Origin of the sequence: Methylophilus medardicus (genome assembly GCF_006363955.1) — a bacterium.
GTDB classification, from domain to species: Bacteria; Pseudomonadota; Gammaproteobacteria; order Burkholderiales; family Methylophilaceae; genus Methylophilus; species Methylophilus medardensis.
In genome coordinates, this window is sequence record NZ_CP040948.1 from 233953 (window position 1) to 253209 (window position 19257).

A 19257-nucleotide genomic window follows, 5' to 3' on the forward strand; every position below is an offset into this window, starting at 1 on the left:
GGGCAGGTGCCAGCTGGATACATGCGGATACAAACGCGCTGAAACTTTGCCCCAGATTGAGCGCTCATAAGCGCAGAGGCTCTGGTGATCAATCAAGAGCCAACGACCCCAAAAAAGCAAGAAAGGACGTTGTCATGCAAGCATTCTTACAATCAAGACTTACCCACTGGGTGACTGTTCCATTAGCGGTGGCTGCACTATTCGGTGCGGGTTACTGGATCAAGGGCAATACTTTGGTCAATCATGCGCAAGCCACCGCACCGGTGACGGTAAAAGCGATGACCGCACCTAGTGCCTATATCACCCTACCAAACTTCGCTAGCATCGCGGCCAGTCAAGGCGCCGCGGTGGTCAACATCAGTGTCACCGGCACCGTTAAAACTGCGGGTATTCCCGGCATGGACCCCAATGACCCCATGTTTGAACTGTTTCGTCGGTTTCAACCCAATTTGCCACAAACTGAAACGCCCATGAGTGGCTTGGGCTCTGGGTTTATCGTCAAGCCGGATGGCGTTATTTTGACCAATGCCCATGTGGTGGATAAAGCCGATGTCGTCACGGTGAGGTTGTCTGACAAGCGCGAGTTTCAAGCCAAAGTCATCGGCGTGGATGCATTAACCGATGTCGCGGTATTGAAAATCGATGCCAAAGATTTGCCCACCGTGCATATTGGCAGCACTAAAAATAGCAATGTGGGGGATTGGGTGGTGGCGATTGGCTCACCGTTTGGCTTCGATAATACGGTCACTGCCGGCATTATTTCTGCTAAGTCACGGGCGTTACCCGATGAAGGCTATGTGCCCTTTTTACAAACCGATGTGGCGATTAACCCTGGGAACTCTGGCGGGCCATTGTTTAATTTGAATGGCGAAGTGATTGGCATTAACTCGCAAATTTATAGCCGCAGTGGTGGTTACCAAGGCTTGTCATTTGCCATTCCGATTGATGTCGCGATGGGGGTAGAACAGCAGTTGCTGGAGACAGGCAAAGTGAGCCGTGGCCGTCTGGGTATCGGCGTGCAGTCGATCAACCAGGACCTGGCCAGCTCGTTCGGTTTGTCATCGCCCAATGGTGCGCTGGTCAGCAATGTTGAAAAAAATGGCCCGGCGGATCAAGCCGGATTGGAGCCGGGAGATGTGATTGTGAAGTTTAATGGGCAAGCGATAGACCGCTCAAGCGATCTGCCGCCGATGGTCGCCAGTGTGAAACCGGGCAGTACCGTCAGCATCGAGGTTTGGCGTAGTAAAAAACTTAAAAAATTGACGGTGCGCATTGATGAAATGCAAACGGCGCAAGCCGGACCGGCTGCCGTGCCAGATAGTCAGCAACCCAAACTTGGCGTCAGTGTGCGACCGCTCAACGCACAAGAGTTGTCGCAAACCCAGCTTAAGCAAGGCTTATTGGTAGAACAAGTCTCTAAAGGCCCGGCTGCCATGGCCGGCATTCAGGCCGGGGATGTGATTCTGGCCGTCAACGGGGACCAAGTAAAAAGTGTCTCTCAGTTGCAGGACAAATTGTCGCAACATGCTAAAAACGTGGCTCTGTTAGTCATGCGTGGTGAGAACAAGATTTATGTACCCGTCAAAATCAGTTGATCTCAACGGTGTCGACCGCAACAGCCTGCCCCGCGAAAGCGGGGTTTTTTCCGATACTGTGAAGTCAAACGGGCAAAACGCAGCAGGGCCTGACAGAATGTCGGGACGCTTTTCATTTTGCTCGGTAAAATAAGCCCTATGCAGACATTTCACATCGAGCCCACCCACAACGCGACTTTGCGCGCAGCCTTGATCCAGCAGATCGACCAGAAAACCAAACCCATCGGTGCGTTAGGGCGTCTGGAGGCGCTTGCCTTGCAGCTGGGGTTGGTGCAACAAACCCAACAGCCTAGCCTACAGCAGCCTACCATGCTGGTGTTTGCGGCGGACCATGGCATCGTTGCTGAGGGGGTGAGTCCCTATCCGCAAGCAGTGACTGCCCAGATGGTGCTTAATTTTCTCAATGGGGGCGCGGCAATTAACGTATTTGCCCGTCAACATGGGTTTGATTTGCATGTGGTCGATAGTGGCGTCAATGCGATGTTCCAGCCGCATCCAATGCTCGTGGATGCCAAAGTAGGTATGGGCACGGTCAACTTTAGGCATCAGCCAGCCATGACGGCCGCGCAATGCGAACAAGCGATTACCCGTGGCGCTCAAATTGCCCGTGAGGCCATTGCACAAGGCAGTAATGTATTGGCGCTGGGCGAGATGGGCATCGGTAATACCTCCAGCGCCAGCTGTCTGATGAGTGTGCTGTGCGATTTACCCATGCATCAGTGCGTCGGGCGTGGCACCGGCTTAAGTGACAAGGGTCTGCAACACAAACTCTCGGTGTTAACCTCGGCACTGCAAACCCATCATGTCTCGGCAGCAGACCCCTTTCACGTGTTATCTGTGTTTGGCGGCTTTGAAATTGCCATGATGGTGGGTGCACTGTTAGCTGGCGCAGAGGGAAGATGCACCTTGTTAATTGACGGATTTATTGCCACAGCCGCGCTACTAGTGGCTGCCAAGCGCTATCCACAGGTGATTGATTATTGCGTGTTTGCGCATTGCTCAGATGAGAGCGGGCATGCCACGATGCTGTCACACTTGAATGCGCAACCGTTGTTACATCTCGGATTGCGTCTCGGCGAGGGCACTGGGGCGGTGTTGGCGTATCCTTTATTGCAATCGGCAGTTGCGTTTTTAAATGACATGGCCAGCTTTGATAGCGCTGGGGTGAGTGGGCAGATTCAGTGAAGTTGCAATGGCGATACTTTCTGCTCGCGGTCGGGTTTTTCACCCGCGTTCCCGTGCCGTCATTGCCTGATTTTCAAGAGACGGACCTCAATCATGCCGCCAGATACTTTCCGCTGGTGGGTTTATTCATTGGCCTGTTGGCGGCAGCGGTTTGGTGGCTGGCTAGCCTCGTGTTTCCGCCTGCGTTGGCCGTGTTATGCAGCATGGCGACGACCATCTACATGACCGGTGCGTTTCATGAGGATGGGCTGGCGGACAGTGCAGATGGCCTCGGCGGAGGCATGGACCGTGCACGCAAGCTGGAGATCATGCAAGATTCCCGGCTGGGTAGTTTTGGCGTGATTACCTTAATCGGTATGCTGCTGTTTAAGTTTCAGGCCTTATCCGCGCTGAGTCCTGCGATGTTGCCATTTGCCATGATTGCCGCACACGCGTTAAGTCGTTTGGCTGCGGTCGCCATCATGGCAACCGCCAGTTATGTGCGATTTGCTGGCAAGTCCAAGCCGTTGGCAACCGCATTGACCCGACCAGATTTAGCTTACGCGATCCTCTTTGGCACCCTATGCTGGCTGGTTTTTAGCTTGATGCTGGGCATCAATCACACGCTTTTTACTGTCATCCGTTTTCAACTATTCACGGCCATACCCGTGCTGTTGGTCTGGTTGTGGTGGCGTCGGCTCATCCTGCGGCATTTGCAGGGGTATACCGGCGACACCCTCGGCGCGACCCAACAACTCACTGAACTCGCTTTTTATTTAGGCTTGCTTGCTTGGGAGCATTTAGCATGAAACTCACTTTAGTCCGCCACACCAGTTTACAAATCGCTGAGGGCGTATGCTACGGGCAAAGCGACATTGATGTATCGGTGCATTTTGCCAATGAGCTTTCAACCCTGCAACAAAAGCTGTTGCATGAGCAGATTGATGCCGTTTATGCCAGCCCATTGCAGCGTTGTAGCAAACTGGCGCATGCGTTAGGCTTTGATTCAATTTTGCATGATGAACGCTTGAAAGAGCTGCATTTTGGTGACTGGGAGATGCAGCCATGGACAGAGATCCCGCGCGACGTGTTTGATGTGTGGGCACAAAACTATGCCGAACTGGCACCGCCCAATGGGGAAACCTTTGCCGCCTTGCAACAGCGTGGTGTGGACTTTTTGAACGAGGCACACAGTCGCCATGCCGGCCAGCATTTGTTGGTCGTGACGCATGGCGGCATGATCCGAGCGTTGATCGCGCATGTGCTCAACATGCCGCTCAAAGGTTTATTCCGCTTTCATGTCGATTACGCCAGCCTGACGCGGTTAGATTTTTCGGGCGCGGTACCAAAAATTGAGTTTGTGAATCGCTAAGCGCTAACGCATCCGCGACGCAGTTTATTTTTTGACAGGCTGCACTTGGTCGACGGTGAGTTGGCGCGTAATGGTTTTAATCTCAATGGTTTGGCTCTGCTTTTTAAAGCGAAAACGACAAGCATCGAGTTCCATCGAAATACAATCGACCACCTCGACTAAGCCCTGCTGGTGGATTTCTTGCGCATATAAACTACTGCGTTCAATAGCCAGATTTTCCACCGGTTGCCATCCTTGCGCCATTAATTGCTGTTTGGCTGCCAGGTAAGCGCTGCCTTGTGCAATCTGGGGTAATGCGGTGCGTGCATGGCAGGTGTGGCTCACCCATAACAAAATAAAACCATATAACAGTGTGCGCATGGTGTCCTTTTAAATCCTTCTAGCGTCGCGTTTAAGCGCTGATCGTAAAAAAACGTGTCATCGCGCAAACCCTCGTGATGCATGACGTTTCCTATTCCTCTTTCTATACGGGTGAGCTTCCACATTGGATGCAGCAATCTTTAAGCCTGATCGCTGGCGGGCGCAGCCACCTGAACGGTTTGACCAAAGGCTGAGATTTGTTGCCCAGCGCGGATTTTAGCGGTTTTACGCCGCTCAATCTGGCCATCCACACTGACCAAGCCCTCAGCCACCATGCTTTTGCCTTGGCCGCCACTGTCTGCGATGCCCGTGAGTTTGAGTAAATCGCACAAAGCAATGTGTTCACCGCGCAATGTAAATATTTCCATGGTTATCCTTTTAACTGTAATGGTAAGCCGGCCGCCACAAAGCTCACCCGTTCGACCACTTGGGCAACCGCTTGATTCAATCGGCCTTGTTCATCCTGAAACTGGCGGTTAATTTCACCCATAGGCACAATGCCCATGCCAACCTCGTTGCTGACTAGAAATACATGGGCTTGTAGTTGTGGCAATGCGGCCAGCAAGGCTTGCTTTTCGGTCTGCCAGTCTAGGTGTGCTGGTTTATCACAGTCCGGGCAAATGCATTGCGCTAACCATAAGGTTAGGCAATCGACGATGAAGCAATGTTCAGGGGCGTCATGCTCGAGCAGGGTTTTTCCTAGCTGAAATGGCGCCTCTAGCAACTGCCAATAGGGTGGGCGGCGTGCTTTGTGGTGGGCTACTCTGCTGGCAAACTCGTCGTCGTAGACTTGTGCCGTTGCGATGTAGGTGACAGGTAACTCTAACGCAGACGCCAAGCGCTCGGCGTAGGCACTTTTACCACTGCGCGCGCCCCCTAAGATCAAATGGCTAGGCATGAATCGCTCCGTATTGGTGATGCCAGCGTTGGATGATCGCCTGTAATTGAGGCAATCCTTCGCTAAATAGGGCTGGTCCTGGTTGCAAAATAGCTACTGATTTAATTTCAAACACTTGTGCGTCGCGTATGGCTGGCATCGCTTGCCAGCCAGTGCGAGCGGCCACTTTGGCTGGCTGAAATTTTTTGCCACACCAAGAGCCGATGATAATGTCTGGTTGACGGGCGAGCACTTGCTCGGGCGTCACTTGGCGTGCTTTGGCGCTGTGAAACTGGCTCAGTTCGGGAAAACAATCTTCGCCACCGGCGGCTTCAATCAGCTCGGCAGCCCAGCGGATACTGCACATCATGGGGGTATCCCACTCCTCAAAATAGACCTTGGGTTTGCGCACCCAGTGGGCTGATTGCTGGCGAGCATTGGTTAATTGCGCTTGATACCCCGCGACCAGTTGTTGCGCTTTGTCGCTGGCACCGACTAAATCGCCCACGGTTAAAATCATTTGCAGCGTTTGATCGAGGCTGCGCTGGTTAAACACGTGAACCTGACAACCCGCTTGAATCAGCGCGGCGGCAATCTCAGCCTGCAGGTTTGAAAAACAAAGCACGAGATCCGGTTGCAGTGCCAAAATCTTGTCGAGATTGGCGCTGGTAAAGGCACTGACTTTTGGCTTTTCTTTTCGGGCAAGCGGTGGGCGCGTGGTAAACCCTGAGATCCCCACAATACGGTCTTGCTCACCAAGCAAATACAGCACCTCCACCGTTTCTGTCGTTAAGCAGACGATGCGTTCCGGCCAGCGACTCATGGCTGCGTCGCTGAGTGGTCCCAGCCGTTTTCCATCAACATCTCATGCAATGGCCGCTCGCTTGCCCAACCTTCTTCAACCAGCATAGGCGATTTATAAAACGTATTGACATAGCCGAGGCATAAAATGGCCACAGGTTTTGCGCCAGCAGGCATACCAAGTAATGTGGCCAGCGCTGCTGGGTCAAACAAGCTCACCCAGCCCATGCCAATGCCTTCGGCACGCGCTGCCAGCCATAAGTTTTGAATCGCACAGCTGACCGAGGCCAGATCCATTTCAGGCAAGGTGCGCCGCCCAAAAATATGCTGTTCACGTTGGTCACATAAGGTGGCTACCAGCACTTCACCGCAGTCGAGTATGCCTTCTACTTTGAGCCGCATGAACTCTGCCATGCGGGCAGAATCTTCAACTTCACCGATTGCATGCGCCGTCTGTTTGCGCTCTTCATTCACCAATGCATGTATCCGTTGGCGTAAATCAGTGTCGCTAATACGAATAAAACGCCAAGGTTGCATCAGCCCGACGCTGGGCGCATGGTGAGCAGCCTGCAGTAGCTTTTGCAACAATTCAGGGGCGATAGGCGTTGGCAAAAAGTGGCGCATATCGCGCCGCTCGGCGATCACCTTATAAATGGCTTCTCGTTCAGAGGTTGAATAAGCAAAGTTGTTCATGATAAAAAAAGCCGCATCAAGCGGCTTTATAGAATGACATTTAATTTAGGCAACGTGGCTGGATTCGAGAAGCGGAAACTTGAGCCAGATAGCCAATTGCCGCACCACAAACACCAAGCCAATGTAAACCACGGTGTACAGCATCCACGCGGGCATGTACTCCCAGCCGTGCTGTAACGATGACCACAGACCTGTCTGCGGAAAACGTCCAGAAAAAAGGTAATAGCTCTGTGTAGAGATGACAAAAGCGATTGCGCTAGTCAGCAATGAAACCGTGACGAATGGCACCATCGCGAATGGCTTAGTTTGTTTTGCTAACCACAAGCCACCCACCCACATGACTGCATAAGTGGGCACCATGCCCCAGTAGCCATCCGTTAAACAAAATCCCTGTGCCGGATCAATCGCCGCAGCACCAAAGTCGATGACCGCTGCGAGCAAGAAAAACAACACAAACCAGCCGACATGACGCAGCAGTAAACCACCCAGCAAAAAAAGCATGACGCTGGCATCTGGCAACGAGAATGGCGTCAACATATGGCTACCGCGGGTCAATAACATTGCAACAGCCAACATTGTTGCAACAAGTACGGATTTTTTATCGGTTAAAACGTTCATTGATCACTCCGTAAATATAAATCGCATGATATCACTGACAGCAGTCAGTCGCAAAAAAGGCTTATTTAAAATCGTAGCGCATACTCAGGTAAAACGAACGACCATCGGCAGGAAAGTAATAGTAGTCGTTTTGAGAGGTGCTATAAATGCCATAAGGCGCATATTTCTTGTCAGTCAAGTTTTGCGCGACAAGCGAGAGCTGAATGGCCTGAATGTTCCAGCTCGCTCTCAAGTCGACTGTGGTGTACGAAGGCATTTTATTGAGCGTGTTGGCATAGTCGCCACTGACAAATCGTTCGCCGACATAATTGATTTGTCCGACATATTGACCGTAACCGGGGCTCTGCCAATTGACTTGTGCGCGCAACATATCGCGAGGCACCAACGGAATCGTTTCACCTTGGTAGTTGCCGCGCGTAAATTTAGCTTCGGTGTAGGTGTAACTCAATTTTGAATGCAAGGTCGCGGAAGGTTTCCAGCCCAATTCGGCCTCGACTCCCTGATGACGCGTTGGGTCAAAGTTGGTATTGACGCCTAAGTTACCGTCATAGCCAATCTCATTGTGGATATTCGCTCGGTAAACGGCCAGACGGCCATCCCAATCTTGGGACTTGAACGTTGTGCCAATTTCAAAAGTCTTGGCCGTTTGCGGTTTGATGATATTGCCAAAAAATAACGGCTGAAATGTGATGGGGTCAGAACCAAACAATTCATCGGTAGTGGCTAATCTAAAGCTACTGCCGGTTTTACCATAGATGCTCCAATGTTCTTCATGGTAGTTCAAACCGAGGTCATAAGCATCATTGTAATTGGTTTTTTTGCCGGTAACGGCTGGCATTGCAAAGGGTGCGTAAGCATCTTGGGCGGCCTTTTGATCGGTGGCTTGATATCTTACGCCGCTACTTAAGCTTAAATGTGGCGTCAGCGCAGTGTCGTTGTGCCAATAAATCGCATTGCTCTCTTGTGTTGCTTTGCCATTGGCGTAGCCGCCATGGTAGTCCGCGTTCACCAGGCCACGGTAGTAGTCGTAACCAAGCACACTGACGCTCTCGAGATTGGCAAGACCATGTGACCATTTAAACCGAGGGGTGAGTGCGTAAGTGTCAGCATCGCGAGCAGAGGTACTATTGAATGACACGTTGTTGAAGTGTGTTTTCATATTGCTGATTGCAAATTCTGCTGCAAACTCCAAGCGGTCGCTGATCTTGATGTTGGTACCTGGTCTGATTCGGTAGCCTTCTTTGGTTTGGCTGTCAAAAGGTGTTCTTGCTGAACGCGGCTGATCGCGGTACATCGCGCTACTGATGCTGCTTGGTAAACCATTTTCTGATCGGTAGATGGCGTAATCAATAAAACTGTCTTGGTCGTTTGCGCACAAGCCTGCACGGCCACTCAATGACCATTGGTTAAAGCCTGAGTTTTGACGCCAGCCATTGGCATCCGCGCTGTGTATAAACGTATTGAAATAGAGGTCGCCAGAAGAGCCTGCGACATAACCGTCCGCCGCTTTATAACCATAACTGCCAAGCGTGCCAGTTAAAGCGGCCGCAGGTTTACCAGATTTATTGGTAATTAAATTGATCACGCCACCTGTGGCCCGATCACCATAGAGTACCGTACCATCCCCGGACAACAGTTCAATTCGCTCGATGGATTGCAGCGGGATCGACGCCCACTGCAAGCTACCGCCATCGACTGGGTTCAGGCGCTGCCCGTCGAGAAGGATCAGCACATTTCCAGTGGCGGATTCGCCAAATCCACGCATGTCGACCCCAGCATCAATGCCCTGGTTGCCGTAAAGACTGCGCACATTCACGCCTGCTTGCATGCGCAAAATATCAGGGATGCTGATGGCAGGCGAGTTCATGATTTCTTGCTTGCTGATCACGCGCACATTTGATCTGGGCGTGGTTGTATTTTCATCAAAGCGATTTGAAGTCACCACCACCTCATTCAGCTGAAGTTCTTCAGCGCTAAAAGCGTGGGTGTTTGAGGCCAGGCTGACACAACTGGCGAGGAGTATTTTTTTCATGTTAGTTTCCGTGATTGCACATGCGACCCCGCATGCGAATGCATAAAAAAAGGAAACACCTGGCAGTTTCGTGCCATTAAGGAAGGATAGAAAACTTGAAAAGCGAAAGCGACCATTAAGCAGCTTTGCATTCGAATCACCGTCACCCCGCGGTATTTCCATGTGGTTGGTTGTAAGGCCGGTCTCCGGGCTTGCAAGTTTTGATCTATCGCCTTCCCAAGTTTGCACTCAGTGGCGTATGGATAGACCCGCACTTGCTTACCGTTGCGGGGGCAGCACAGGATTAGCGAATAAAGGTTCACGCACCTGTTTCCCAGTTTCACCCTGACTGTAGAAATACAGTGAGGACACCTGACAACTGGGCGCTAGTGTAGTCGAAAGCCTGCTTTTTTGCCAGCCTAGCGAGGTTTGGTCGTTGGCTTTAAATTATCAATTTACTTTGAAAAAATGCGCTTAGCTATTGACCACACTCATTTTTTTAAAAGATAATGGGCCGATGGATGCCGATTTAAAAAGTCTTGAAGAGCGTGTGACAAAGTTGATTGCTTTGTGCGCCCAGCTGCGCGACGAAAACGTAGAGTTACGTCAAGAGGTGACGCGTCTGCATCAAGAGTCACAATCGTTAAAGGTGAATATGACGCAGGCCAGTGTGCAACTGGAGCGGCTGTTGTCTGCATTGCCAGAGGAAGGCCTTTAACCATGGCAAGCAAACCAATTGATATTGAAATCATGGGCCGCGCGTTCAGTGTGACGTGTACCGATGAAGAGCGCGACAGCCTGCTGCAAGCGGTGGGTTACCTAGATGGCAAGATGCGTGAGATTAGAGATGCCGGAAAAATGGTGAGTGTGGAACGTATTGCCATTATGGCGGCTCTTAACATTACGCATGAGCTATTGAACACGCGCAGCGGCGGTGTAGATGTGGGTGAGGTCAAAAAACGTATTTCTGATATGCAACAGCATATTGATGATGTGTTGTCAGGTCAGCATAAGCTGCTGTAACCCGCTTCATTTCACAAAATTTTCACCGTCATTGTGGTTGAAATGGCGTATCATTATTAGGTGTGCTAAGGCGTTGCCTGAGTCCAAAATTCCTTGAACTAGTCTTTGTTATAGGTTTCGGCTCATCAGGTGCTGTGAGATCGCACTAAGTTGGGTGGTCTTTTAAGATCCCCTTGGCGTGCGAACCTAATGTACCTTAGGCTGTTACCACCTGAACTTTTTTGGTTCAGGATTAGCGGCTCAGGTAACCCCTTAGCACATCCCTTGTTTGTTTTATCAGCGCAATGCGTGATACATCAGGTCAGCCAAGCTGACGACTTGTAAGCAGCTTTCTTCGCTGGATTCCAAAATCACTGGCGGCGCATATCCAGCCTCGCTCGCATCCAGCCAGCGCTTAGCGCACACACACCAACGATCTCCAGCCTTCAGGCCTGCAAAACCATACTCTGGTCTTGGGGTGGATAAATCATTCCCTTGTGCTTGAGAGAACGCCAGAAATTCATCGGTCATTTCGGCACAAATGGTGTGTCTGCCGGGGTCTTCCGGATGAAATCCGCAACAGCCGTCACGCACAAACCCTGTGAGTGGTTGCATGCTGCAGGGAATGAGTAGGGTACCAAGAACGTTTTTTGCCATGATTGTCAGCTGAACTATAACTTGGTTTATGATACTGGCATTTGTTCGACATAAGAAGGCTTTCAAGCATGGCGCGTTATTGGTTGATGAAATCCGAGCCCTCGGATGTTTCCATTGATGATCTGGCAGGGTTTCCAGACCAGACAGTGGATTGGTATGGTATTCGCAATTATCAGGCACGCAATTTCATGCGTGATCAGATGCAAGTAGGCGATGGCGTATTGTTTTATCACTCTAATTGCGCTGAACCGGGCATTGTCGGTCTGTGTGAGGTGAGCCAACTGGCGTATCCAGACAAGTTTCAGTTTGTGGCGGGACATAAATATTTTGACCCAAAATCTACCCCAGAAAACCCTCGTTGGGTCAATGTGGATGTCAAGTTGGTGCGCAAAACGCGTTTGCTGAGTTTGAAGCAAATGCGTGAAATGCCGGCCTTGGCCAATATGCGCATCCTGCAAAAAGGGAACCGTTTGTCGATTACACCTGTCGATCCTAAAGAATGGGCATTTATTTCGGCTTGGCTGAATGAGTGATGCTGACGAACAGCGATACCATACCCTAATCTGAGTCGAGTGAACCAAGGCAAAACTGGTCATGAAAAGACAACGGAAACAAGCAGTACTTTACATCCTGATTGCAGGGTTTCTGATCGCCTTTGTGGGCGTGCTGCTGTTTTTGTGGATTTATTTTTCCAGCATGCGTGAAATGCATCAGACCACGCGCAAGCTGTATGAACAACCTTTTGCCGTTGCGAACGCGGCATTGGCCCTAGAGGCGAATCTCTATCAAGTGCGCAGCAGCTTACTGTATGCGACCTTGATTCAAGCGGATCGCGAGCAGCTAAAACAAACAGCCAGCTATATTCAAGCCTGCCAGCAATTGGCGCAGCAAAAAATTCAGGTGATGGCGCAGGCGGATGCCGGCGAGCCGCATCAGGTGTCACTACTTAGACAAAAGTTGCTTCTGCTTAACCAAACGCGTGATCAGATTTTGCAACAATTGGCTGCAACCCACTTTGAAGCCGCTAATCGTCTGATTGAGACTGAATGGACTGCGCGTTTTGCAGAGGTGGCAGGCTTGAACGAGGGCATACTCAACCGGGCCAATCAACGGGCCACCGAATATGTCAACGAGAGTCAGCATCGTCTTGAGAGACATAGCTCGCACGGATTGACCTATGCAGCAATGCTGTTGAGCCTATTTTTAGCGGTGGGAATATTTGTCGCTTGGCGTATTTATCAGTTGCATATTGAAGCCGACAAATTTGCTTTTACTGACTTTTTAACTGGGATCGCCAATCGCAGGCACTTCATTCAGGAATTGGAATCCGAAATCCGCCGCAGTCAGCGCTATCAGTCGCCTTTTTCCTTTGTGATGGTCGATATTGACCATTTTAAAAAAATCAACGATCAATATGGACACCATGCGGGTGACCTGATTTTGCAGAATTTTTGTCTTCGTTGCGTCAATGCCTTGCGCACCAGCGATATGGTCGGCCGGCTGGGTGGTGAAGAATTTGGGATTCTCATGCCCATGACTGATGTGCATGAAGCTGCCCGCGTGATCGAGCGACTACGGTCTGAAATTGACCACAGTGTGATGAGTGATCAGGGTGAACACATACACTACACCGCCTCGTTTGGCTTGGTCTCGGTGACCCAAATCGGCGAACAGCAAGGACTGGCGCATTTGATGAAAATGGCCGACGCCGCGCTTTACACCGCCAAGCAACAAGGCCGTAACCGCGTCTTTATTGCGAATCACTAAACGGCAAGCGGCCTTGAGGGAATTATCTGCCGTCGCCATGGTCATTGTTGCCTATGAATGAAAATGCGCATCCGGTGAACATGATCCGACGGGGTTGGTTAAGCAGCTTGTTAGGCCTGTTGGTGAGTGCTTGTCGGCCCGTGAGTGTGCTCAATGCGATCATTCCCTCCGCCGGCATGGTGCTCAAGCGTGATGTGGCGTATGGCGCCCATGCCAGGCAAAGGCTGGATATTTATCAACCTCGTGACCTCACAACAGCACCGCTGCCTGTGGTGTTATTTTTTTATGGTGGCAGTTGGGATTCAGGCAGCAAGCAGGATTATTTATTTGTGGCCGAGGCCCTGACGTCACAGGGATTCATGGTTGTGATCGCCGATTATCGACTGTATCCAGAAGTTAAATTTCCGCAACTGATGCAAGATCCAGCCTCGGCCGTCTTTTGGCTCAAGCAGCATATCGCTGATTATCAAGGTGACCCGGCACGTCTATTTTTGATGGGCCATTCGGCGGGGGCGCATCTGGCGATGATGCTTTCGCTGAATGCAAGTTATCTGGCCCAAGTGGGCCTGCAAACGGCAGCGATTGCCGGCACGGTGGGGTTGGCGGGTCCTTATGACTTTTTGCCTTTGACCTCTGCGCGTTTGCGGGCAATTTTTGCGCCGCCCGAGCAGGTCTGGACCTCGCAGCCCATCCACTTTGCACACGGGCAACATCCCCCTTTATTGTTGATGGCAGGCTTGAAAGATGACACCGTCTGGCCCAGAAACACGATTAATCTAGCGCAGGCAGTGGAGGCCAGCGGTGGCAACGTGACTTTAAAAACCTATGCAGGCTACGACCATGTGGATATGGTCGCCAAGTTGGCAAGGCCGTTTCGCAGTCGCAGCCCGCTGCTGGACGATATCACGGTCTGGATGCGGCAATATGGCGGCTGACGCTTTGCATGTGGTTTGGTTTAAACGTGATTTACGCGTGGCGGATCATGCGGCGCTTGCTGCCGCTTGTGCGGCGGGCAAAGTGCTACCACTGTTTATTTGGGCGCCTCAGGTATGGGCTGCCGAAGATGCCAACCTCAGTCAGGCCATGTTTGTGCGTGAGTGTCTGCAAGCGCTTGCTTCTTCATTGCATGATTTAGGCTTGCACTTACATGTGTATCACCACGATCCTCTCAGTCTACTCAAACGTCTGCATGAGAAATTTCGCATCGCCGCGCTCTACAGCCACGAGGAGACGGGCAATGATGTGACGTTTCAGATCGATACGCAGATTCAGCGCTGGTGCATGGCGCAAAGCATTCCTTGGCATGAATGGCCGCAGCACGGGGTTGTCAGGCGGTTGGCCGATCGTCGCCGCTGGCAGTCACAATGGGAGTTACGCATGCAACAAACGCCTATTGCAATCCCGCCAGTCAGTGCAGGTGAGCGCTTGCCGCATCATGGGCTGGATCGCTTGCCCGTGGTTGCGGGGATCGATCAAGCTGGCCGACAACACGGCGGTATTGGGGTGGCTGACGCGGTGATGACTGACTTTTTGCAACGTCGCGTGCAGCGTTATCAAAGTGGGCTCTCTAGCCCGCTCACAGCCCCGCAGGCCTGTAGCCGTTTATCTCCATATTTGGCTTGGGGTGCGCTGAGTTTGCGTAGCTTGGTGCAGGCCAGTCGTGCCGCCTCGCAAGCGAACGAAGCCATGCATTGGCGACGTAATCTGCACCGCTTTGAAAGTCGTTTGCACTGGCACTGTCATTTTATGCAAAAACTCGAAAGTGAGCCGCGCATTGAGTTTGAGAGTTTTTATCCTGGTTTTGAGCAGTTGCAGCATCGCTTAACGGATGCTACGCGCATGACAAGGTTACAGGCTTGGCAATCGGCGCAAACCGGGTGGCCGCTGGTAGATGCCTGTATGGCGATGCTTAATCAAACCGGGTGGTTGAATTTTCGCATGCGTGCCATGCTGATGAGCACCGCCAGTTATTTGTTGCGCTTGCCTTGGCGGCAAAGTGGGTCACATCTGGCACGCATGTTTCTTGATTATGAACCGGGTATACACTGGCCGCAGGTACAAATGCAATCTGGCACCACCGGGATTAATGCTTTGCGTATCTATCATCCAGTCAAGCAGGCATTGGCGCAAGATCCGCTGGGGCAGTTTGTCCGGCAATGGATTCCAGCGCTGCGGCAGGTGCCAGACAGTTGGGTGCTAGAACCTTGGCGCATGCCACATGCGTTGCAGTTGCATTATGGTTGCGTCATCGACCGTGATTATCCCAGCCCGTTGGTCGATGTGGTCAGTGCCATGCAAGCGGCCAAGCAAGATTGGTTTGAGATTCGCAAGCAGATGCAAACCGCAGTGGTGCAGGATATTTTGCAACGCCACGCCTCCCGTCAATCGCGGCATTTTCCCAAGGTGGCGCGTAGCCACACCCGCCGCAAGTCAGCGCCTACCAGTGAAGCCACTGCGCTACCCCCGGTTACGCAACTTTCTTTGTTGTTTTAATGGTTTGCATCGCTCTAGTTCAACGCGCTTAATGATTGTGCGATCGTTAAAAACCATGCACTTTTTTAGTGCATAACAGGCCTTTTCCGCTTGATGCCTACGATGAGCCCTGTGCTATAGGGCACCAGTGATCTGCCAATGCATACCCGGCTTCCTGTATTTTTTCTGACATAACCCATTGATACTGCTTAATTTTTTATTTTAACCGCCGGTCTGTTCTGGTCGGGCGATTGCGGCTGTGCACAACATCTTCGCAGTTGGAATGCCTCTTGCTAAACCAATAGCAACAGGCTTTCCAACGTATTACTGGCAATTGGTGAATACCCCACATACGCAGTCGCAGATTGGAGCACGAAATGAGCAAAGTACTGATCGGATTATTGTTAAGCTGCTTGAGTGCCACCCTCTTGGCGGAGCCTGAGCAGGCATTGATTCAGGATTTAAATAGCCGCGTGTTGCGAGTGCAGGTGGGCTTGAAAAATGGTCAATACGGCCTCGGCTCTGGCGTGGTGGTGGCAGAGAATCAAGTCGTGACCAACTGCCACGTGGTTGCCAACGCCAGCAGTATCAGTGTGATGAGCGGCGGTGCCGCTTACCATGCGGTGGGGGTAAAGCCCGATTGGAAACATGATGTATGCATGCTGCAAATGGAAGACTTGCCGCTGAAACCAGTCGCGATGAAGTCCAGCCGCGAGCTCAAATACGAACAAGCTGTGTTTAATATCGGTTACCCGAGTTTTGTGCCTGCGCCAGTCAGTGCCAGTGGCGTGGTCAAAGGCCTGTTTACCATGGATGACTCAGTGATTGTCCGCGCGACCAGTAGCTTTAGGCAAGGTGCCAGCGGTGGCGGCTTATTTGATGATACTGGCGCATTGGTTGGCCTGATCACCTTAAAAAGCCCGGGGAAAGATGCCTATTATTACTATATGTCGGTGGATTGGATTCAAGCGCTGATTAACCAGCCAGCGGGTCCTATTGTGGTTAAAAGCGAGTTGCCGTTCTGGGGAAAGCCCGCTGCTGAATGGCCATACTTCATGAAGGTGGTTTACCCTTATCTGCACAAGGATTGGGCTGGGCTAAAAGTGATTGCTGAGCAATGGGCTAAGCAAGAGCCGCAAAATACAGAGGCTTGGTTTTATTTAGCTGCGGCAGAATATGAAACCAAGGACTTCACAACGGCGGAACAACACCTGCATCGCGTCGTGAGCATGAACGATCAACATAGCCAAGCATTTTACTATCTCGGTATGATTGCCGAAGCTAGCGGTAAACATGTTGAGGCGATGGCCAATGTGGATGCGTTGCAGCAACTAGACACCGAGGCGGCAGATGCGCTCAAGGTCGCGATGAAAAGCTTGCCTTAACCTCGCTGCGACAACACACAAAAAAAGCGCCTGAATCGGCGCTTTTTTATTGGTCTAAAGAAACGCTGCGCGCTTATGCGACAGCCATGTCTAGCTCTTCCACATGATAGTAATGCTCATCATCCCACAGGGTAAAATCTTGGGCGGTATAGATCGCTTCCTGAAAGTGATGAAAGGTCGCAATACAATGGTTTTCTTCGTCCATTACTTGATACATTGTCATAGATAGCACCTTTCTTGATTTGCGTTGTCTGTATGTTGCCGTGATGACATCATGGCATAACGACATGACAGTAATTTTGCAGAGAAACAAGGCCTAACAGGGTTAATTTGAAGGATGGGCAGGGTGGTACGCAGAAGCGAAATTTGCGTATGAATTTGCCCTTTGTTTCGCGCTTGTGCACTGTGATTTTTTTGTAAAATGTCGGGGTTAGCGTATAATCCGCAACTTCTGAGGAACGCTGCGAGGGTCATCTGACTCCCAGGCTCAGAGCATTTGCTGAAAAGCATCTAAACGGCGTTCACTTTTCACTGTGCGAGCACGGAAAAAAGGTGAACAGACGTATCCACCGGTTCTTATCGAACTTTTCCTGCTCAGTTTTCATTTTTTTAAGGATTGAAACATGAATACTGTAGCTGATATCAAAGATTACATTGTGGCTGACATGGCCTTAGCTGGCTGGGGTCGCAAAGAAATCGCGATTGCTGAAACTGAAATGCCTGGTTTGATGGCGATTCGCGAAGAATATGCGGCGCAACAACCGCTTAAAGGCGCGCGTATTACCGGCTCCTTGCATATGACTATCCAAACCGCCGTGTTGATCGAAACACTGAAGGATTTGGGTGCAGAAGTGCGTTGGGCTTCCTGTAATATTTTCTCTACACAGGATCACGCGGCAGCTGCCATTGCTGCGACTGGCACGGCGGTATTTGCCGTGAAAGGCGAAACCCTGGAAGAGTATTGGGATTATACCCACCGCATCTTTGAATGGATGGACGGTGGCTATTCCAACATGATTCTTGACGATGGTGGCGATGCGACCTTGCTGTTGCATTTGGGCAGCCGCGCTGAGAAAGATTTGTCAGTCTTAGCCAACCCAGGTTCTGAGGAAGAAACCTGTTTGTTCAACGCGATCAAGGCCAAATTGATCACGGATCCAACTTGGTACTCGGTACGTTTGGCTGCGATTAAAGGCGTGACCGAAGAGACGACCACCGGCGTGCATAGACTGTATCAAATGCACAAAGAAGGTAAATTGGCTTTCCCTGCCATTAACGTAAACGATTCTGTGACCAAGTCCAAGTTTGATAACTTGTATGGTTGCCGTGAATCATTGGTTGACGGCATCAAGCGTGCAACCGATGTGATGATTGCAGGTAAGATCGCAGTCGTTGCCGGTTACGGTGACGTGGGTAAAGGCTCTGCGCAAGCGTTACGCGCTTTGTCAGCACAAGTTTGGGTGACAGAAATTGATCCGATTTGTGCACTGCAAGCGGCGATGGAAGGCTATCGCGTCGTCACCATGGATTATGCGGCCGAACACGCTGACATTTTTGTGACGGCGACGGGTAATTATCACGTCATCACGCACGACCATATGGCCAAAATGAAAGACCAAGCCATTGTTTGTAACATTGGGCACTTTGACAACGAGATTGACGTGGCTGGCATTGAAAAATACCAGTGGGAAGAAATCAAGCCACAAGTGGATCACGTGATTTTCCCGGATGGCAAACGCATCATTCTGTTGGCACAAGGTCGCTTGGTGAACTTGGGTTGCGGCACGGGTCACCCGAGCTATGTCATGAGCTCCAGTTTCGCCAATCAAACCATCGCGCAAATCGAGTTGTTCACGCAAACCGACAAGTATCCAGTAGGCGTTTACACATTGCCTAAACATTTGGATGAAAAAGTGGCGGTCCTGCAATTGAAAAAACTCAACGCGCAATTGACCACATTGACAGACGAACAAGCGGCTTACATTGGCGTAAACAAAAACGGCCCTTACAAGCCTGAGCAATACCGTTACTAAGTAACACAGCACTGAGTCAATACGCCCGAAACCCGCGTCAGATGTTCTGGCGCGGGTTTCGGTGTACACTCTGCCCAATGCATATTGGGAGCATGTCATGTTGAGATTACTGGTGGTATGGGTATTGAATGCCCTTGCGTTGATGGCTGTGGCTTATCTGGTGCCAGGTATTCATATTGCAAACTTCACTGCGGCATTATTGGCGGCAGTGGTGATTGGGTTTGCCAATGTGTTGGTTAAGCCGATATTAGTGATTTTAACGTTGCCGATCACCTTGCTGACGCTGGGTCTATTTTTGTTGGTGATCAACGGCTTGCTGTTCTGGTTTGTCGGACATTTATTACAAGGATTCTCAGTCAACAGTGTGCTGCACGGTGTCATTGGTGCACTGGTGTATAGCGTGATTTCATGGCTATTGAGCGCGATTGTGCTGAATGAAAAAGAATGACC

At 50.9% G+C, this 19257-nt stretch carries 22 protein-coding genes and 2 riboswitches; of the genes, 13 read left to right on the plus strand and 9 right to left on the minus strand.

What is annotated here, in order from left to right; translation table 11 throughout:
• Positions 1–134 precede the first annotated feature (134 nt).
• The 4 genes from FIT99_RS01060 to cobC all read left to right on the plus strand — a co-directional run bounded on the left by FIT99_RS01060 (position 135) and on the right by cobC (position 4131).
• The gene (locus FIT99_RS01060) at positions 135–1595 is read left to right on the plus strand and encodes a DegQ family serine endoprotease (RefSeq protein ID WP_140002123.1); all 1461 of its coding nucleotides are present in this window, start codon (positions 135–137) and stop codon (positions 1593–1595) included.
• Between the two features lie 138 nt (positions 1596–1733).
• Positions 1734–2780 (plus strand): nicotinate-nucleotide--dimethylbenzimidazole phosphoribosyltransferase, encoded by a 1047-nt coding sequence (cobT, locus tag FIT99_RS01065; RefSeq protein WP_189524764.1) that lies wholly within the window; start codon positions 1734–1736, stop codon positions 2778–2780.
• Positions 2777–3568, plus strand: a complete 792-nt coding sequence (locus FIT99_RS01070) for an adenosylcobinamide-GDP ribazoletransferase (RefSeq protein ID WP_140002125.1) — start codon at positions 2777–2779, stop codon at positions 3566–3568. The genes cobT and FIT99_RS01070 overlap by 4 nt, the downstream gene beginning before the upstream one ends.
• On the plus strand, positions 3565–4131 hold the full coding sequence (gene cobC / locus FIT99_RS01075) for an alpha-ribazole phosphatase (RefSeq protein WP_140002127.1): 567 nt from the start codon (positions 3565–3567) through the stop codon (positions 4129–4131). Before FIT99_RS01070 ends, cobC begins: the two co-directional genes overlap by 4 nt.
• A gap of 24 nt (positions 4132–4155) precedes the next feature.
• Here the strand turns inward: cobC and FIT99_RS01080 are convergent, their stop codons facing one another.
• The 7 genes from FIT99_RS01080 to FIT99_RS01110 form a co-directional block, all read right to left on the minus strand.
• Complete coding sequence (locus FIT99_RS01080; protein WP_140002129.1) at positions 4156–4491, minus strand: hypothetical protein; 336 nt, start codon at positions 4489–4491, stop codon at positions 4156–4158.
• A gap of 140 nt (positions 4492–4631) precedes the next feature.
• A complete protein-coding gene (locus FIT99_RS01085) occupies positions 4632–4859 on the minus strand; it encodes an RNA-binding S4 domain-containing protein (RefSeq protein WP_140002131.1) in 228 nt (75 codons plus the stop codon).
• Between the two features lie 2 nt (positions 4860–4861).
• Positions 4862–5389 (minus strand): bifunctional adenosylcobinamide kinase/adenosylcobinamide-phosphate guanylyltransferase, encoded by a 528-nt coding sequence (gene cobU / locus FIT99_RS01090; protein ID WP_140002133.1) that lies wholly within the window; start codon positions 5387–5389, stop codon positions 4862–4864.
• Complete coding sequence (locus FIT99_RS01095) at positions 5382–6191, minus strand: cobalamin-binding protein (RefSeq protein ID WP_140002135.1); 810 nt, start codon at positions 6189–6191, stop codon at positions 5382–5384. Before FIT99_RS01095 ends, cobU begins: the two co-directional genes overlap by 8 nt.
• Positions 6188–6862: a 5,6-dimethylbenzimidazole synthase gene (gene bluB / locus FIT99_RS01100; protein ID WP_140002137.1), complete on the minus strand. Its 675-nt coding sequence runs from the start codon at positions 6860–6862 to the stop codon at positions 6188–6190. The genes FIT99_RS01095 and bluB overlap by 4 nt, the downstream gene beginning before the upstream one ends.
• Positions 6863–6907: 45 nt before the next feature.
• Positions 6908–7480 carry a hypothetical protein gene (locus FIT99_RS01105; RefSeq protein WP_140002139.1) on the minus strand — a complete coding sequence of 191 codons (573 nt, stop codon included), beginning with the start codon at positions 7478–7480 and terminating at the stop codon, positions 6908–6910.
• A 61-nt stretch (positions 7481–7541) separates the two neighbouring features.
• Positions 7542–9512: a TonB-dependent receptor family protein gene (locus FIT99_RS01110; RefSeq protein ID WP_189524765.1), complete on the minus strand. Its 1971-nt coding sequence runs from the start codon at positions 9510–9512 to the stop codon at positions 7542–7544.
• Positions 9513–9671: 159 nt separating this feature from the next.
• Positions 9672–9882, minus strand: a riboswitch (cobalamin riboswitch).
• Positions 9883–9972: 90 nt separating this feature from the next.
• On the opposite strand from FIT99_RS01110, the gene FIT99_RS01115 reads away from it, so the two are divergent.
• Both FIT99_RS01115 and FIT99_RS01120 read left to right on the plus strand, forming a co-directional pair.
• A complete protein-coding gene (locus tag FIT99_RS01115) occupies positions 9973–10209 on the plus strand; it encodes a hypothetical protein (RefSeq protein ID WP_140002143.1) in 237 nt (78 codons plus the stop codon).
• 2 nt (positions 10210–10211) lie between these two features.
• The gene (locus FIT99_RS01120; protein ID WP_140002145.1) at positions 10212–10514 is read left to right on the plus strand and encodes a cell division protein ZapA; all 303 of its coding nucleotides are present in this window, start codon (positions 10212–10214) and stop codon (positions 10512–10514) included.
• 276 nt (positions 10515–10790) lie between these two features.
• On the opposite strand, the gene FIT99_RS01125 is transcribed toward FIT99_RS01120, so the two are convergent.
• Positions 10791–11150 (minus strand): DUF2237 family protein, encoded by a 360-nt coding sequence (locus tag FIT99_RS01125; protein WP_140002147.1) that lies wholly within the window; start codon positions 11148–11150, stop codon positions 10791–10793.
• Between the two features lie 68 nt (positions 11151–11218).
• On the opposite strand from FIT99_RS01125, the gene FIT99_RS01130 reads away from it, so the two are divergent.
• The 5 genes from FIT99_RS01130 to FIT99_RS01150 all read left to right on the plus strand — a co-directional run bounded on the left by FIT99_RS01130 (position 11219) and on the right by FIT99_RS01150 (position 16774).
• Positions 11219–11683 carry an EVE domain-containing protein gene (locus tag FIT99_RS01130; protein WP_140002149.1) on the plus strand — a complete coding sequence of 155 codons (465 nt, stop codon included), beginning with the start codon at positions 11219–11221 and terminating at the stop codon, positions 11681–11683.
• 61 nt (positions 11684–11744) lie between these two features.
• Positions 11745–12917, plus strand: a complete 1173-nt coding sequence (locus tag FIT99_RS01135) for a GGDEF domain-containing protein (RefSeq protein WP_140002151.1) — start codon at positions 11745–11747, stop codon at positions 12915–12917.
• A 53-nt stretch (positions 12918–12970) separates the two neighbouring features.
• A complete protein-coding gene (locus FIT99_RS01140) occupies positions 12971–13852 on the plus strand; it encodes an alpha/beta hydrolase (protein ID WP_223261233.1) in 882 nt (293 codons plus the stop codon).
• Positions 13842–15410 (plus strand): cryptochrome/deoxyribodipyrimidine photo-lyase family protein, encoded by a 1569-nt coding sequence (locus FIT99_RS01145; RefSeq protein ID WP_189524766.1) that lies wholly within the window; start codon positions 13842–13844, stop codon positions 15408–15410. The genes FIT99_RS01140 and FIT99_RS01145 overlap by 11 nt, the downstream gene beginning before the upstream one ends.
• Positions 15411–15766: 356 nt before the next feature.
• Positions 15767–16774 (plus strand): trypsin-like peptidase domain-containing protein, encoded by a 1008-nt coding sequence (locus tag FIT99_RS01150; protein ID WP_189524767.1) that lies wholly within the window; start codon positions 15767–15769, stop codon positions 16772–16774.
• Positions 16775–16847: 73 nt separating this feature from the next.
• Here FIT99_RS01150 and FIT99_RS12360 read toward each other — a convergent pair whose 3' ends face one another.
• Complete coding sequence (locus tag FIT99_RS12360; RefSeq protein WP_154650038.1) at positions 16848–16997, minus strand: hypothetical protein; 150 nt, start codon at positions 16995–16997, stop codon at positions 16848–16850.
• Between the two features lie 224 nt (positions 16998–17221).
• Positions 17222–17304: riboswitch (S-adenosyl-L-homocysteine riboswitch) on the plus strand.
• 93 nt (positions 17305–17397) lie between these two features.
• Between FIT99_RS12360 and ahcY the strand changes: the two genes are divergently transcribed.
• Together ahcY and FIT99_RS01160 are read left to right on the plus strand one after the other, a co-directional pair.
• Entirely contained in the window at positions 17398–18807 is a 1410-nt protein-coding gene (ahcY, locus tag FIT99_RS01155) for an adenosylhomocysteinase (RefSeq protein ID WP_140002155.1), read from the plus strand.
• Between the two features lie 97 nt (positions 18808–18904).
• A complete protein-coding gene (locus FIT99_RS01160; protein WP_140002157.1) occupies positions 18905–19255 on the plus strand; it encodes a phage holin family protein in 351 nt (116 codons plus the stop codon).
• Positions 19256–19257: the final 2 nt, after the last annotated feature.